The 13,488-nt window shown below is 71.2% G+C and carries 15 protein-coding genes and 6 tRNA genes; 9 read left to right on the top strand and 12 right to left on the bottom strand.

What is annotated here, in order from left to right:
* Positions 1-78 precede the first annotated feature (78 nt).
* Positions 79-153, bottom strand: a tRNA-Val gene (locus AC068D_RS23105).
* Positions 154-218: 65 nt separating this feature from the next.
* The gene (locus AC068D_RS23100; RefSeq protein WP_478824922.1) at positions 219-698 is read right to left on the bottom strand and encodes a TIGR02611 family protein; all 480 of its coding nucleotides are present in this window, start codon (positions 696-698) and stop codon (positions 219-221) included.
* 189 nt (positions 699-887) lie between these two features.
* On the opposite strand from AC068D_RS23100, the gene AC068D_RS23095 reads away from it, so the two are divergent.
* Positions 888-1,301: an SsgA family sporulation/cell division regulator gene (locus AC068D_RS23095; RefSeq protein ID WP_003959770.1), complete on the top strand. Its 414-nt coding sequence runs from the start codon at positions 888-890 to the stop codon at positions 1,299-1,301.
* 196 nt (positions 1,302-1,497) lie between these two features.
* Complete coding sequence (locus tag AC068D_RS23090; RefSeq protein WP_478824921.1) at positions 1,498-2,055, top strand: CGNR zinc finger domain-containing protein; 558 nt, start codon at positions 1,498-1,500, stop codon at positions 2,053-2,055.
* Positions 2,056-2,067: 12 nt separating this feature from the next.
* Here AC068D_RS23090 and AC068D_RS23085 read toward each other — a convergent pair whose 3' ends face one another.
* Entirely contained in the window at positions 2,068-2,244 is a 177-nt protein-coding gene (locus tag AC068D_RS23085) for a hypothetical protein (protein WP_478825075.1), read from the bottom strand.
* 212 nt (positions 2,245-2,456) lie between these two features.
* Positions 2,457-2,897 carry a hypothetical protein gene (locus AC068D_RS23080; RefSeq protein ID WP_478824920.1) on the bottom strand — a complete coding sequence of 147 codons (441 nt, stop codon included), beginning with the start codon at positions 2,895-2,897 and terminating at the stop codon, positions 2,457-2,459.
* A gap of 200 nt (positions 2,898-3,097) precedes the next feature.
* Between AC068D_RS23080 and AC068D_RS23075 the strand changes: the two genes are divergently transcribed.
* Positions 3,098-3,619: a DsbA family protein gene (locus tag AC068D_RS23075; protein WP_478824919.1), complete on the top strand. Its 522-nt coding sequence runs from the start codon at positions 3,098-3,100 to the stop codon at positions 3,617-3,619.
* 591 nt (positions 3,620-4,210) lie between these two features.
* On the opposite strand, the gene AC068D_RS23070 is transcribed toward AC068D_RS23075, so the two are convergent.
* Genes AC068D_RS23070 through AC068D_RS23060 form a run of 3 tightly spaced genes read right to left on the bottom strand, consistent with a single transcriptional unit; the run spans position 4,211 to position 6,992 of the window.
* The gene (locus AC068D_RS23070) at positions 4,211-5,056 is read right to left on the bottom strand and encodes a GNAT family N-acetyltransferase (protein ID WP_478824918.1); all 846 of its coding nucleotides are present in this window, start codon (positions 5,054-5,056) and stop codon (positions 4,211-4,213) included.
* 59 nt (positions 5,057-5,115) lie between these two features.
* A complete protein-coding gene (locus tag AC068D_RS23065; protein WP_478824917.1) occupies positions 5,116-5,946 on the bottom strand; it encodes an aminotransferase class IV in 831 nt (276 codons plus the stop codon).
* Entirely contained in the window at positions 5,946-6,992 is a 1,047-nt protein-coding gene (locus AC068D_RS23060) for a chorismate-binding protein (RefSeq protein ID WP_478824916.1), read from the bottom strand. Before AC068D_RS23060 ends, AC068D_RS23065 begins: the two co-directional genes overlap by 1 nt.
* A 179-nt stretch (positions 6,993-7,171) precedes the next feature.
* On the opposite strand from AC068D_RS23060, the gene AC068D_RS23055 reads away from it, so the two are divergent.
* The 5 genes from AC068D_RS23055 to AC068D_RS23035 all read left to right on the top strand — a co-directional run bounded on the left by AC068D_RS23055 (position 7,172) and on the right by AC068D_RS23035 (position 7,625).
* Positions 7,172-7,244 (top strand) — tRNA-Gly (locus AC068D_RS23055).
* 35 nt (positions 7,245-7,279) lie between these two features.
* Positions 7,280-7,353 (top strand) — tRNA-Cys (locus AC068D_RS23050).
* A 1-nt stretch (position 7,354) separates the two neighbouring features.
* Positions 7,355-7,426, top strand: a tRNA-Val gene (locus AC068D_RS23045).
* A 21-nt stretch (positions 7,427-7,447) separates the two neighbouring features.
* Positions 7,448-7,519 (top strand) — tRNA-Val (locus AC068D_RS23040).
* A gap of 34 nt (positions 7,520-7,553) precedes the next feature.
* A tRNA-Val gene (locus AC068D_RS23035) sits at positions 7,554-7,625 on the top strand.
* A gap of 55 nt (positions 7,626-7,680) precedes the next feature.
* Here the strand turns inward: AC068D_RS23035 and AC068D_RS23030 are convergent.
* From AC068D_RS23030 to AC068D_RS23020, 3 genes are all read right to left on the bottom strand, one after another.
* The gene (locus tag AC068D_RS23030; protein WP_478824915.1) at positions 7,681-7,944 is read right to left on the bottom strand and encodes a TFIIB-type zinc ribbon-containing protein; all 264 of its coding nucleotides are present in this window, start codon (positions 7,942-7,944) and stop codon (positions 7,681-7,683) included.
* Between the two features lie 50 nt (positions 7,945-7,994).
* Positions 7,995-8,948: a phosphotransferase family protein gene (locus AC068D_RS23025; protein WP_478824914.1), complete on the bottom strand. Its 954-nt coding sequence runs from the start codon at positions 8,946-8,948 to the stop codon at positions 7,995-7,997.
* A 246-nt stretch (positions 8,949-9,194) separates the two neighbouring features.
* The gene (locus tag AC068D_RS23020) at positions 9,195-9,401 is read right to left on the bottom strand and encodes a hypothetical protein (RefSeq protein WP_478824913.1); all 207 of its coding nucleotides are present in this window, start codon (positions 9,399-9,401) and stop codon (positions 9,195-9,197) included.
* Between the two features lie 629 nt (positions 9,402-10,030).
* Between AC068D_RS23020 and AC068D_RS23015 the strand changes: the two genes are divergently transcribed.
* Positions 10,031-11,209 (top strand): serine/threonine-protein kinase, encoded by a 1,179-nt coding sequence (locus AC068D_RS23015; RefSeq protein WP_478825066.1) that lies wholly within the window; start codon positions 10,031-10,033, stop codon positions 11,207-11,209.
* A gap of 95 nt (positions 11,210-11,304) precedes the next feature.
* Here AC068D_RS23015 and AC068D_RS23010 read toward each other — a convergent pair whose 3' ends face one another.
* Both AC068D_RS23010 and cobA read right to left on the bottom strand, forming a co-directional pair.
* On the bottom strand, positions 11,305-12,126 hold the full coding sequence (locus AC068D_RS23010; protein WP_478824912.1) for a TrmH family RNA methyltransferase: 822 nt from the start codon (positions 12,124-12,126) through the stop codon (positions 11,305-11,307).
* Positions 12,127-12,229: 103 nt separating this feature from the next.
* Positions 12,230-13,462, bottom strand: coding sequence for a uroporphyrinogen-III C-methyltransferase (cobA, locus tag AC068D_RS23005; RefSeq protein ID WP_478824911.1), 1,233 nt, complete (start codon positions 13,460-13,462; stop codon positions 12,230-12,232).
* Positions 13,463-13,488: the final 26 nt, after the last annotated feature.

The raw sequence follows: 13,488 nt of genomic DNA, 5'->3' as shown, positions 1-13,488 counted from the left end.
GACGGCATGAGCCGATGCGCCGAACGGGTGAAATTCCGAAGGCCCCGGAGACTCGGTCTCCGGGGCCTTCGGTCCGGGTGGTGGGCGATACTGGGTTCGAACCAGTGACCTCTTCGGTGTGAACGAAGCGCTCTCCCACTGAGCTAATCGCCCGGGCGCACCGCACACATTACCCCATGTCAGCGGTGCTTCTTGACCATGCGGTCGTCACCCCGGAGTCACTCGTCGATCTTCCAGGGCATCACGATTCCGAACTTCCAGACGTAGATCCCGAGCAGCACTCCGATGATCACCAGGCCGGTCGCGGTGAGGATCATGTTCCGTCTGCGAACCCTGGGGTCGAGCGCCCGCTGAGCAGCCTCGGTCACCTTCCGCTTCGTCCAGCGCAGGACGAGCTGCGCCCAGACGAACTCGGTGGCCCAGATCGCCATTCCACCGAAGATCACCAGCCATCCGGGCCCGGGCAGGGGCAGCATCACGATGCCCGCCCCGACCACGGCGAGACCGACGATGAACACGCCGACCTGCCAGCTCAGATGAAGTGTCCTGCGCGCCTTCACGAACTCGGGCGCCCGGGACCCGAGCGGCCGGTCACGCGTCACCTCGTCCACGATCTCGCCGACCGTCACGTCCCCCGTGGCGGGCGCAGCGGCCGCCGGCGCAGCCACCTTCTCCCGCTCGTCACTCTCCGCATTCATATTGCCCAAAGTACCTGACCGGAGGTGCCTCCGGAATGACCGCACAGTCGTACCTGTGGATCCTCCGAACGGGGTACCTCAAGGATCACAAAACAGACAGAGGGGTTTACAACGGCACCGTAGGTGGCATGTCGATTTCGCCGACGTGCGAATCCCCGAGCGCACACTGAGCGAAAGGCCCTGGCGCTTATGAACACCACGGTCAGCTGCGAGCTGCACCTGCGCCTCGTTGTATCGAGCGAGTCCTCACTGCCTGTACCCGCGGGCCTGCGGTATGACACGGCCGATCCCTACGCCGTGCACGCCACCTTCCACACCGGAGCCGAGGAGACGGTCGAATGGGTGTTCGCCCGCGATCTCCTCGCCGAGGGTCTGCACCGGCCCACCGGCACCGGCGACGTCAGAGTCTGGCCGTCTCGAAGCCATGGCCAGGGCGTCGTCTGCATCGCTCTGAGCTCCCCGGAGGGCGAAGCCCTGCTCGAGGCCCCGGCCCGGGCCCTGGAGTCGTTCCTGAAGCGGACCGACGCCGCGGTACCGCCGGGCACCGAGCATCGTCACTTCGACCTCGATACGGAGCTCTCGCACATCCTGGCCGAAAGCTGAGCCAGGCCGAGGGCTGCTCGGCGCCGTCCGACTCGGGGAGACGGCGCCGTGCGGAGAACGACCGACAGCATGCAGCAGGTGACGGCGCCGTCACCGCGGATCACCCGCGGTGACGGCGCCTTCGCGTTCTTCCGCGAGACGCTAGAGTCAGCGCAATTCGGCGGGCACCGGCCCGCAGCAGGCCAGGGAGCCAATCGTGCTGATCCCCCACGACACCCGCATCGCCCTCGACACCGTCGTCGATCTGGTGAACACCGCGCCGGAGAGCGCGGAGGGCGATGAGCTCAACGACATCCCGTCGCTGTACGCATTCGTGCGGGGCCACAATGTCAGCGACGTCGGCGAGCTGGGCCAGGCCGACCTCGATGCCGTACGGGCCGTGCGCAGCCGGTTCGCCGAGGTGTTCGCGGCACGGGACTCCCGGACCGCCGCCGCGCTGATCAACCAGCTGGTCGCCGCGGCCGGCACCACCCCGCAGCTGACCGACCACGACGGCTACGACTGGCACGTCCACTACTTCGCGCCCGGTGCATCGGTCGCCGACCACCTCGCCGCCGACTGCGGCATGGCGCTGGCCTTCATCGTCGTCGCGGGCGAACACGAGCGGCTGCGACGCTGCGAGGCGCCGGACTGCGGGCGCGCCTTCGTCGATCTCTCCCGCAACCGCTCCCGCCGCTACTGCGACAGCCGCACCTGTGGCAACCGGCTGCACGTGGCCGCGTACCGTGCGCGCCGCAAGGAAGCCGCCGGCTGACGATCACCGCGCTCACAGCAGGAACAGATCATGGACGGCAGCCATGAGAAGAAGGCAGCCGATCACGGCAAGGAAGATCATCAGCGGCGGCTGAGAGAGCGCGAAGAGGCAACCACGCGGCTCGTCGGCGGGGGCGGGGCTCTCGCCCCGGGAGGTATCCAGCATCTCGGGGTGATGATGACGCAGCATGCCCCACGATGATCGGGCAACACGCGTTGCGACAGGGGGAGTTCACCGTCCCGTGGACTCCGACGACTCCTGACCCCTGACAGCGGTTGACGTCCACGCCTTCCTGACCTGCGATTTCACCGCGAGATCGGGCATATGGGACCGCGTGGCGTCAACTCGCCGCCACGGCACGGATGTTGACCTGACGGGCCGCGACCGTCCTGTTTCGGGATTCAGATGCCGTGCTTCTTGAGAATCGCTTCGATGTCACTGAAGTCCTCACCCTGGTCCGCGGCACGCTGCTTGCCCGTGGACCGTCCGGCCTGCCCGGCCGGGCCGGACGCCTTGCCGAGGGCCGGGTCCGACGACGAAGGGGCCACCGCCCTGGGCCGGCCGGTGTCCTGGGACGCCTTGGCCAGAGCACGGCGCTCCGCCGCGCGGCTCGTCATGAACAGCACCCAGGCGAGTCCCAGCACACCGACACCCGCCCACGCCACCGGGCTGAAGGCCGTGCCGGCAATCCACTCGACGGCACCTGTCATCACCAGGCCGAGCGGCACCAGCGCATAGGCGGCGATGCGGGTCGCAGTCAGGAAGCGCCTCCGGTACGCGGCGACCGCGGCGATGCCCAGCCCGGCCGCGGACACCGCGGAACAAATGGTCTCGGCAAGCATCCGGTCCTCCAGGGCGAGCGAAGCGAATGGGGGTCGCCCCCAGCGAAAGGTCTGGGGGAGGGCGGGTTCGTCCCTTCCATCCTGCACCGCTCCGGCCCTGGCGGGCCACGATCGGGCCGTACCTCAGGGAGATCTCCGGGAGGAATCTCCTCCCCAGGTCCCGGTTGGGGCGGGCCGCCCGCTGCTGGAAGACTGGTCCCATGAGCGACACCTCCCCCGCCGTACCCCTCGTCCTGGACGTCTGGTGCGAGTTGCAGTGCACCGACTGCCGCGCCGCACTCACCGATCTCCGAGCGCTGCGCGAGCGCTACGGCGACCGGCTGGAGCTGCGGCTGCGCCACTTCCCGCTGGAGAAGCACAAGCACTCCTTCGCCGCCGCTCAGGCCGCCGAGGAGGCTGCGGTCCAGGGCCGGGGCTGGGCGTACGTGGAGGCCGTTCTCGACCGGGTCGAGGAGCTGGACCGCAAGGGCGAACCGCTCCTCCTGGAGATCGCGCGTGAACTCGACCTGGATGCCGAGGAGTTCGACACCGCTCTGATCGACGGCCGGCACATCCTGATCGTCGACGCCGACCAGGCCGAGGGCAAGGCGATCGGCGTGACCGGCACCCCGACCTATGTCATCGGCGGCGAGCGGCTCGACGGGGGCAAGAGCCAGGAGGGCCTGCGCAAGCGGATCGAGGAGATCGCCGACGGGCTGCTCACCGACGGGCGCGGCGTCTGAGCCATGGCCACGCCCAGGGCCGGCCGCCCGCCGGACCACGCCCCGGCTCCTTCCGGGGCGGCGGCCGCGCCGGGGCCCCGGCGCGGTGACGAGAAGGGTTCACCGGCTCACGTCAGCCCTGCACGGCACTCCCCTGCCACCGCTGGGAGACCCCCAGGCCGCATTGCCGAAGTCATCCGGGTACTCCCGCGCAGCTGCGCCTGTGGAGGCACCCCAGCCCTGGAGGGCGGCCCGCCCCGGCCTCGGACCGGGTGGGACGCCCCCGGCGGAGCCGGCGGGAGTGCCCCACCGCCGGGCATGGGGAGACCGTGAGATCCCATGCACCGGACACCGCGAGCCAGCCGGAAACCCCTTCACGGTCGCCGCACGCCAAGGGCTGTCCCGTGATCCCCGGCGGGCGCACGACGACAGCCACGGCGCTCCACCGGCCACCGCTGGGAGGCACCCCCACCGCGTTGTCGGAGTGCCCGAACACGCCCAGCACGAGGACACCCCTCCGCCTTGCGATGCTTCCCCTCGGCCCTGGCGGGCCCCGGACAGACCCACGCATCCGGACAGCGCGCCGGTCCACCGGGAATTGCGGGACAGCCCTCAGAGCAGCTGCTTGTAGAAGTTGACGTGGGTCGTCCGGTAGCCGAGCGAATCGTAGAGACCACGCGCCGGGGTGTTGCCCGCAAAGACGTGCAGTCCGAGCACCGACGCCCCGGCCTGCGCCCGGGCGACCCGCTCGGCGAGAAGCATCAGGGCCCGTCCGTGCCCACGGCCGCGGTGCTCCTCCGCGACCTCGATGTCGTACACGTACGCGCCGCGCTCCCCCGGAAGCACTTCTCTTCCGGAGACCCACAGATGCCCCACCACGGTGCCGCCGACGACCAGGACGCTGATCCAAACATTGGGGCTGGCCAGACCATCGGGAATCAGACCGTGATGGTCCGCCTCGGACTTGGCGCGGGCCTCCTCGGGCGGTACCCCGCGCTTGACCCATTCCCTTGCATAGCTCTCGATCGCGGCGCCGAGCCAGACCTGGAACTCGTCCTCGGTCATGGGCCGTCCCTCGGCGTCCGCCGGCAGCTCCGGCTGCGGACCGTCCGGCAGCTCCTTGAGCATGTTGCGGCCGCGTTCCGTGTACCCGAGCACGGTGGCCATGCGCAGCGCCGCTGTCGCATCCGCCGGCACGGAGGCGAGGACCTGCGTGCAGCCCCAGCCGCGAAGCACCTCCTCCGCGGCGAGCGCGGCGACGGTGCCGCGGCCGCGCCGCCGGTCGCCCTCCTCGATGCGCAGCGACTCGATGACGCCCGCGGTCGGGCCGAGGCCGGCACTGGTCGTGAGCTCGATCGCGCCGACGGGCCTGCTGTTCACGCACACGTCGTACGCGCGCGACCGGGCACCGCCGTCACCGTGCTGAAGCGGCCCGGACGGCCGCAGAGTGGTGGTCATCAGCGTCGTTTCTACCTGTCCCACGGCCGTCCGTCACCACGTTTTGCAGCGTTGCCCGGCTACGGGACCTGCGGATCCGGGTCGGCTGCGGCGCGCTCCTCGAACATGCGCATGGCCTTCGCGGTCACCGGTCCTGGAGCACCGGGGAGCTCACGTCCGTCGATCCGGTGGACGGCCTGGACGTCCCGGAGGGTGGAGGTCAGGAAGATCTCCTCGGCCCGGTCCAGGACGTCCAGCGGCAGATCGGTCTCCAGCGCACCGGTCCACTCCACGATCAGCGCCCGGGTGATGCCGGCGAGACAGCCCGAGGACACCGGCGGGGTGTGCAGCCTGCCGTCGACGACGACGAACACATTGGACCCGGTGCCCTCGCAGAGCTGTCCCACCGTGTTGGCGAAGAGCGCCTCGGACGCGCCCTGCTCATGGGCACGGGCGAGGGCGACGACGTTCTCGGCGTACGAGGTGCTCTTCACCCCGGCCAGCGCCCCGCGCTCGTTGCGGGTCCACGGGACGGTGATCGCAGCAGTGCTGTCGGGGCGGCGCGTGGTCTCGCCGACCGCCACCACGAGCGTCGGGCCCGCGTCCCCCCGGTCCGAGCCGAGCGGGGAGAGCCCGCCGGTGTAGGTGATCCGCAACCTGCCCAGCGCCATCGGGTTGGCCTCCAGCACGGCCTCGCAGGCGCGGCGGACCTCGTCGAGGTCCGGATCGGGCAGGCCCAGGCCGCGCGCCGAGCGGGTGAGCCGGTCGAGGTGCCGGGTGAGGGCGAAGGTCCGTCCCCCGGTCGCCTTGACGGTCTCGAAGATGCCGTCGCCCACCGTCAGTCCGTGGTCCAGCACGGACACCAGGGCTGTGTCGACGTCCCGCAGTCCGCCATTGACCCAGATCTTCATCACGCGGTCCTTCCACTCTGCGCGTATGCGCCCGACGCTACCGCGAGCAGCCGCGACGCCTTCAGCTCGGTCTCGTCCCACTCCCGCTCGGGATCCGAGCCCCAGGTGATCCCGGCACCGGTACCGAAGCGCAGCAGACCCGCGGCCCGGTCGATCCAGAAGGTGCGTATGCCGACGGCCAGCCCAGCCGTGCACCGGTCGGCGTCGACCCAGCCGATTCCGCCGCAGTACGGGCCGCGCGGTGCGGGCTCCAGTTCCTCGATGATCCGCAGAGCGCTCGACTTGGGGGCCCCGGTCACCGAGCCGGGCGGGAAGGTGGCGTCCAGGAGTGCGCGCCAGCCCGCGCCGGGGGCCAGCTCACCCCGCACCGTGGAGACGAGATGGACGAGGCCGGGATGCGGCTCGACTGCGCAGAGAGCGGGGACGGTCACGGTTCCGGTGGCACAGACGCGGCCCAGGTCGTTGCGGACCAGGTCGACGATCATCACGTTCTCCGCGTGGTCCTTCTCCAGCAGGTCCGCGGCGGTGCGACCGGTGCCCTTGATCGGCCCGGACTCCACCGTGCGGCCCTCGCGGCGCAGATAGAGCTCGGGCGACGCGGTGGCGATCTCCACGCCGTGCGCGGGCAGCCGGATCGTTCCTGCGTACGGGGCCGGGTTGCCTCGCGCCAGCAGCGCGGTCAGGGCGTCGACGTCGGCGGCGTCCGGATCCGGCAAGGGGGCGGACAGGACCCGGCAGAGGTTCGCCTGGTAGACGTCGCCGGCGGCGATGTACTCACGGATCCGGCGTACGCCCGCGGTGTAGCCCTCCCGGTCCAGCGACGACGTCCAGTCCTCCCGAGCCGGCCCGCGCCAGTGCCCGGGCTCCGGTGCCGGCACCGGTTCATGGCGTACGTCACCGAAGCGAGCACAGGTGAGACGGCCCTCGAAGTCGGCGGCGACGGCCCAGAAGCCGGAGGACTCCAGGGCCTCGGGGTCACTGGTGACGTCCCTGAGGTCGGTGGCGACGAGGCTGCCGAAGCGGGCCAGAGGAAAGAGGTCGTGCACGGCTGTGAGTCTATGGCGGCGGCCCGGACTGCGCTCCGGCCCGGTCCCGGACCGCACCGGGCGGTGGACCCGCCGTGAACACAGCTCAGCACGCTGCGGAAACGCGTTTTTGTGCTGGCCCAGGAATCCGCTAGAGTTCAACACGTCGCCGGGACGCGAAAGCGAATCGGAAACGACAGGCGGACGTGGCTCAGTTGGTAGAGCATCACCTTGCCAAGGTGAGGGTCGCGAGTTCGAATCTCGTCGTCCGCTCGAAGTGGGGGATCTTCCCGACCCCCTGCACTCCTGGTGGAGTGGCCGAGAGGCGAGGCAACGGCCTGCAAAGCCGTCTACACGGGTTCAAATCCCGTCTCCACCTCCAAGGACGATTAGCTCAGCGGGAGAGCGCTTCCCTGACACGGAAGAGGTCACTGGTTCAATCCCAGTATCGTCCACTGGACCTGCAAGGGTCCCCCGCGCGATTAGCTCAGCGGGAGAGCGCTTCCCTGACACGGAAGAGGTCACTGGTTCAATCCCAGTATCGCGCACGCAGTGCCCATGGCCCCCGGGTCGTGGTCCCGAGGACGATTAGCTCAGCGGGAGAGCGCTTCCCTGACACGGAAGAGGTCACTGGTTCAATCCCAGTATCGTCCACAGCCCGGAGCCCCCGGCCGCCTGACGCGGCCGGGGGCTCCGTCGTTCCCCCTCGTCAGGAGGAGAAGAGCATCCGGCCGAAGCTGCGGTGGCCGTGGTGGCCGCCGTGGTGCGGGGCGCCCCAGGCGGGGGCGGCAGGGTAGCCCTGCGGGGCCGGCGGTGCGGGCGGTGCCTGCTGCACCCACTGGGACTCCAGGCGGGTCAGCGACTCCAGCTCGCCGTAGTCGAGGAATATCCCCCGGCAGCCGCTGCACTGCTCGATCTGGACACCATTGCGGTTGTACGTGTGCATGGGCGCATGGCACTTGGGACACTGCATCTCGGCTCAGCTCCTCACCGATCGGTTGGTGCGCTCACCATACGACGTGATCATGCCGCCAACTCGGGCGGGAGAGTAGCAATTCGGGCACAGGCGTCGACCATCAACTGCTCCACGTCGTCGAGATCGCGGCCCGCCGCGGCACTCTTCGCGAGCGCCAGCGCAGCGGTCTGGACGGTCAGGGCCCGGGCGGGTATGTCGAGTTGGGGCCAGGGGTCGTCGGGAGCGGGCGGTACACCCGGCCCGCCGGCCGTACGGTACGCGGCGAGGAAACGGCTCCAGACATCCGGCGGCAACAGCCCCGCCGCGTACCAGGCCGCAGGACGGGCGAGATCCCAGGCAGGGTCCCCGAGACCGAGATCGTCGATGTCGATGAGCAGCCAGGGGCCTTGGTGCGCGGGGTGCCTGACCAGCTGGCCGAGGTGCAGATCTCCGTGGCAGAGCCGGGGCGGCCGGGGTGCGGGGGCCTCACCGCGGGCCCAGTCCGGCAGCCGCGCCCAGGCGTCGAGCACGGGCCGGGTGGCGGGATGGTGGGCGGGAATCCGTGCAACCGCCGAAGCCGCCTTCGCCGGCCCGCGCATGGCGGGCAACGGGCCGGGCAGTCCGTCGGCCGGCACCGAATGCAGCCGGGCGAGGAGCACCGCGGCCTCCTCCCAGGGAGCGGCATCCGGGTCCGTGGGGTCCACGGGGCTGCCGAAGGGCCACGCGGTGACGGGGCGCCCCTCGATTGCGTCGGCGAGGTGCGGGATCGGCGGCAGCAGAATGCCCTCGAGCAACGGGCTGGCCGCCACGGCGACGCGTACCCGGTGCCCGTCCGGATCGGTGCCGCGCGCGTGCGCCTTCGCGACAGCCGGCCCGTGCCGCACGACAACCCCGTCATCGCGCCGGGCCAGCACCTGGCCGTCCCGGCCGCAGGCGTGGCACGCCGTCCGGTCCGGAGTGTGCGCGGCGGCGGCCGCGGCCTCCGAGAGCGCCCGCACGAGCCTGCTGTTCCCCTGATCCACGCGGCGAGCCTACGGCGTGCGTGCGTCCGGCGGTGCGGGTGCGGTCGGACTGCCGCTGCCCCGGGGCCGCTCCGCGGTGCGGGTGCGGTTGTCGGGGGCCGAGGCCGACCGGGGCAGAGAATGGCGTTGGCCGGTCAGCTCCCCAGCTGACCGGCCGAACGCTGTCGTCCGCCGCACCCCCGTCCCCACGGGGTATCGGGTGGGATGTCCTCGACCCGGACCGCTCTTCCGGGTCGGGGGCGCCGCTCAGCGCCCCAGCATCACGCCCACGGACGACGCCTGTGTGACCACCGCTTCCCAGCCGCCGAAGACGACAACGAGCAGGGTCGCGAGAGGGAGGACCATCGCCGTCGCCACCAGCGGGTGACGCCGACCGGACCGGCGGCCGCCGAACGCGGCGAACGCCTTGTGTCCCTGCGTGCGGATCACGGCCCGCGATGCAGTGTCCGCCATGGGTCCTCTCCTGTCGTGTCTGGCAGCGGCGGATGTCTCCGACCTCGGGGGACGAGTGGTGCACCCGCCGCTTGACCTCAACAGTAGGGACGCCGGCGCACCCACGCGTCATGCCCGCGTACCTAATCCCGGGCCTCCAGGAGGATGAGCCGACCACCGTCGACGTACTCCCCAGGGTGGAGACGCGCACCCGATCGTGGGGGTCCACCCGGAGGGGTCCCCGTCGGGCACCCACCGCCGAGCCGCACTTTGGCACCGGTCGGCCACCGCGGCGGGGCGGTCCGGAGTGACTTCGATCACTTCCCTCCCGCCCGGCACACCGTGACCTGCGCCCCGGCGCTCACCCGGCTCGCTGTCCCTTCGAACACCCCGTCGCATCCCGCGGGTCGGCGGCCGCCTTCACCCCGTCGCCGTTGATCGACCCAACCCCCTTTGTCCGGCGGACGATTGGGCTGACTCGAGAGTCAGCAGCCCTGGAAACCGGGGCTTCCTGACCACTCCTCACATTTCACGACCAGCACTGACAATCGATCTGCCGACGAGGGCGCGGCCTATGAGCACACCGGGCTACGGATACGTAAGCTGTGCCACGTCAAACGGACAACGGACACCGGCCGGCGGGGATGGACATGGCGATGATGCGGCTCCGGCGCGAGGACCCGCGTGTTGTCGGCTCGTTCAGGCTTCACCGGCGCCTCGGCGCGGGCGGGATGGGGGTCGTGTACCTCGGTTCCGACCGCCGCGGGCAGCGTGTCGCGCTGAAGGTGATCCGTCCGGATCTGGCGGAGGATCAGGAGTTCCGTTCGCGGTTCGCCCGTGAGGTGTCCGCCGCACGCCGCATCCGCGGCGGCTGTACGGCCCGGCTCGTTGCCGCGGATCTCGAGGCCGACAGGCCCTGGTTCGCCACGCAGTACGTCCCCGGACCCTCGCTGCACGACAAGGTGGTCGAGGGCGGCTCGCTGTCGGCGGCCGAGACCGCGGCGATCGGGGCAGCCCTCTCGGAGGGACTGGTGGCCGTCCATGAGGCCGGGGTCGTCCACCGTGATCTGAAGCCGTCGAACATCCTGCTGTCGCCCAAGGGGCCGAGGATCATCGACTTCGGCATCGCCTGGGCGACCGGGGCGTCCACGCTGACCCATGTCGGTACGGCGGTGGGCTCGCCCGGCTTCCTCGCACCCGAGCAGGTGCGCGGTGCGGTGGTCACACCGGCCACCGACGTCTTCTCGCTGGGGGCGACCCTTGCGTACGCCGCGACCGGCGACTCGCCCTTCGGACACGGCAGTTCCGAGGTCATGCTCTACCGGGTGGTGCACGAGGAGCCGCAGCTGTACGGCGTCCCCGACGCGCTGGCTCCGCTGCTGCGGGCGTGCCTGGCCAAGGACCCGGACCAGCGTCCGAGCACGCTGCAGTTGTCGATGCGGCTGAAGGAGATCGCGGCCCGCGAGGCCCAGGGGCTCCCGGAGGCCCGCCCGCCGGCGCAGCGGGACCGGAAGGAGCAGGACCTGTCCGCGGGGCGGCCCACCGCGCGGTACACGGAGCGGAACACCCAGGGACATGGAACCGGTGCACCCGTGCCCAGGGACCGGGTGTCGCGCCCGTCGGCTCCGCGTACGGGCGGCTCGCGACCGTCACCGTCCCGGGGAGGCTCGGGTACGGGGCGGAGGCCTTCACGCCCGGGGGTGCGGACGACATCCACCGGGCGCAGGCCCGCCAACCCCCGGCTGCTCCGTCAGCGGATCTTCGTGTTCGTCGTCGTGACGCTCGTCGTCGCCCTGGGGATCACCGTGGCACAGGGGCTGCGCGGTTAGAGCGGCGAACGCAGCCCTGTGCCGGCCGGTCCGCTGCTCCGGTGGCACGGGGTCTCCCCGCGCCACCGCCGGCCGGTGAACCCTTCCGGGTCACCTCACCGGCTTTCCGGACGGCCCGTCGCGACGGCGTAGAACGCAACGGCGGCCGCCGCGCCCACGTTCAGCGAGTCCACGCCGTGCGCCATGGGGATGCGTACCCACTCGTCGGCGGCCATCAGGGCCTGCCGGGACAGCCCGTCGCCCTCCGCTCCCAGCATGAGTGCAACCCGGTCCATGCGGTGCGGGGCAGCCTCGTCGATGGCCGACGCCTTCTCGTCCGGGGTCAGGGCAAGGAGCTTGAAGCCCGCCTCCCGCACCGCCTCCAGGCCCTTGGGCCAGGCTCCGATCCTGGCGTACGGGACGGAGAAGACCGCGCCCATCGACACCTTCACCGAGCGGCGGTAGAGCGGGTCCGCGCAGTCCGGCGAGAGCAGCACTGCGTCCATGCCGAGCGCGGCGGCGCTGCGGAAGATGGCGCCGATGTTGGTGTGGTCGTTGACCGACTCCATGATCACGACGCGGCGGGCGTTCCGGAGCAGGTCATCGGCCTCCGGCAGTGGCTTGCGCTGCATGGAGGCGAGCGCACCGCGGTGCACGTGGTAGCCGGTGACGCGTTCGGCGAGCTCCGGGCTCACGGCGTACACGGGGGCCGGTAGTTCGTCGATGACGTCGCGCATGACGTCGACCCACTTGGCCGAGAGCAGCATCGAGCGCATCTCGTAACCGGCGTCCTTGGCCCGTCTGATGACTTTCTCGCCCTCGGCGATGAAGAGGCCCTCGGCGGGCTCGCGCCTGCGCCGCAGTTCGACGTCGGTCAGGCCCGTGTAGTCGCGCAGGCGCGGATCGTCGGGGTCGTCGACGGTGATGAGATCAGCCACAGGGTGATACTGCCTTGTCCGGGGAGTGGTGCCAACGGCTCGGGCATGGATGGGTTACCGCTGGTTACGACTGGGGGCCGCCTTCAGGACCGGCGCCCGCTGGTCACGACTGCGGGGCGGCCGGGCCGACGGCGACGACTTCGCCGATGACGATGACCGCCGGCGGCCGTACCTCATGGGCCCGGACGGTTTCCGCGACCGTCGCGAGTGTGGCGTCGACCCGGCGCTGGGCAGCGGTGGTGCCCTCCTGGATCAGGGCCAACGGGGTGTCGGGGGACTTGCCGTGGGCGATGAGCGCCTCGGCGATCGCGCCGATCTTGTCGACACCCATGAGGATGACGAGGGTGCCACGCAGTCTCGCGAGGGACTGCCAGTCGACGAGGGACCGCTCGTCGTCCGGCGCGACATGGCCGCTGACGACCGTGAACTCGTGCGCCACGCCCCGGTGGGTGACCGGGATGCCTGCGGCGCCGGGGACGGAGATGGAGCTGGAGATACCGGGGACGACCGTGCAGGCGATCCCCGCCTCGGCCAGGGCCTGGGCCTCCTCCATGCCGCGGCCGAAGACGAACGGGTCACCGCCCTTCAGCCTGACGACCGACTTCCCCGCCTGCGCGTGCTCGATGAGCGCATTGTTGATGGCCTCCTGGGCCATGAAGCGGCCGTACGGGATCTTCGCGGCGTCGATCACCTCGACGTGCGGGGGGAGTTCGTCGAGCAGGTCGCGCGGGCCGAGCCGGTCGGCGATGACGACATCGGCCTCGGCGAGCAGCCTGCGCCCGCGGACCGTGATCAGGTCCGGGTCGCCCGGCCCGCCGCCGACCAGCGCCACGAACGGGGCACGGCTGCGGTGGTGGGGGGCGACGAGCGAGCCGTCGCGCAGCCCCTCCACGATGGCGTCGCGTACGGCGGCGGAACGGCGTGGGTCCTTGCCGGTGAGAACGGCGACGGTCACGCCCTCGCTGCGGCCGGTGGCCGGGGTCCAGGCAGTGGCTGCGTCGGCGTCGTCGGCACGTACGCACCAGATCCTGCCGCGCTCGGCCTCGGCCGATGCCGCCTCGTTGGCGACGGGGTCGCTGGTGGCGACGAGCGCATACCAGGCGTCGGTGAGATCCCCGGCCTCGTAGCGGCGCTTCGTCCAGGCGATCTCGCCGGCCTCCGCCATGGCCTCGACGGAGGGGGTCGCGGAGGGGGAGATCAGAGTGACGTCGGCACCGGCCGCGATCAGCGCCGGGAGACGGCGCTGGGCGACCTGGCCGCCGCCGATCACGACGGCGCGGCGCCCGGAGAGGCGGAGTCCTACGGGGTAGGCGGGGTGCTCGGCGTGCTCAGCCATGGCAGTGCGGCTCCTCGGGGCGGCGG

It is taken from the genome of Streptomyces sp. NPDC043861 (assembly GCF_056435905.1).
Note: the sequence above shows the minus strand (reverse complement) of the source record. Positions and strands in the feature narration are given on the sequence as shown.

Excerpts from the sequence above, each read along its gene's own strand:
- AC068D_RS23070 (WP_478824918.1), bottom strand. The coding sequence starts at position 5,056 with ATGACCACCACTCTGCGGCCGTCCGGGCCGCTTCAGCACGGTGACGGC.
- AC068D_RS23020 (WP_478824913.1), bottom strand. The coding sequence starts at position 9,401 with ATGGCGGACACTGCATCGCGGGCCGTGATCCGCACGCAGGGACACAAG.
- cobA (WP_478824911.1), bottom strand. The coding sequence starts at position 13,462 with ATGGCTGAGCACGCCGAGCACCCCGCCTACCCCGTAGGACTCCGCCTC.
- AC068D_RS23085 (WP_478825075.1), bottom strand. The coding sequence starts at position 2,244 with ATGCTGCGTCATCATCACCCCGAGATGCTGGATACCTCCCGGGGCGAG.
- AC068D_RS23015 (WP_478825066.1), top strand. The coding sequence starts at position 10,031 with ATGGCGATGATGCGGCTCCGGCGCGAGGACCCGCGTGTTGTCGGCTCG.
- AC068D_RS23095 (WP_003959770.1), top strand. The coding sequence starts at position 888 with ATGAACACCACGGTCAGCTGCGAGCTGCACCTGCGCCTCGTTGTATCG.
- AC068D_RS23065 (WP_478824917.1), bottom strand. The coding sequence starts at position 5,946 with ATGAAGATCTGGGTCAATGGCGGACTGCGGGACGTCGACACAGCCCTG.
- AC068D_RS23030 (WP_478824915.1), bottom strand. The coding sequence starts at position 7,944 with ATGCAGTGTCCCAAGTGCCATGCGCCCATGCACACGTACAACCGCAAT.
- AC068D_RS23080 (WP_478824920.1), bottom strand. The coding sequence starts at position 2,897 with ATGCTTGCCGAGACCATTTGTTCCGCGGTGTCCGCGGCCGGGCTGGGC.
- AC068D_RS23075 (WP_478824919.1), top strand. The coding sequence starts at position 3,098 with ATGAGCGACACCTCCCCCGCCGTACCCCTCGTCCTGGACGTCTGGTGC.
- AC068D_RS23100 (WP_478824922.1), bottom strand. The coding sequence starts at position 698 with ATGAATGCGGAGAGTGACGAGCGGGAGAAGGTGGCTGCGCCGGCGGCC.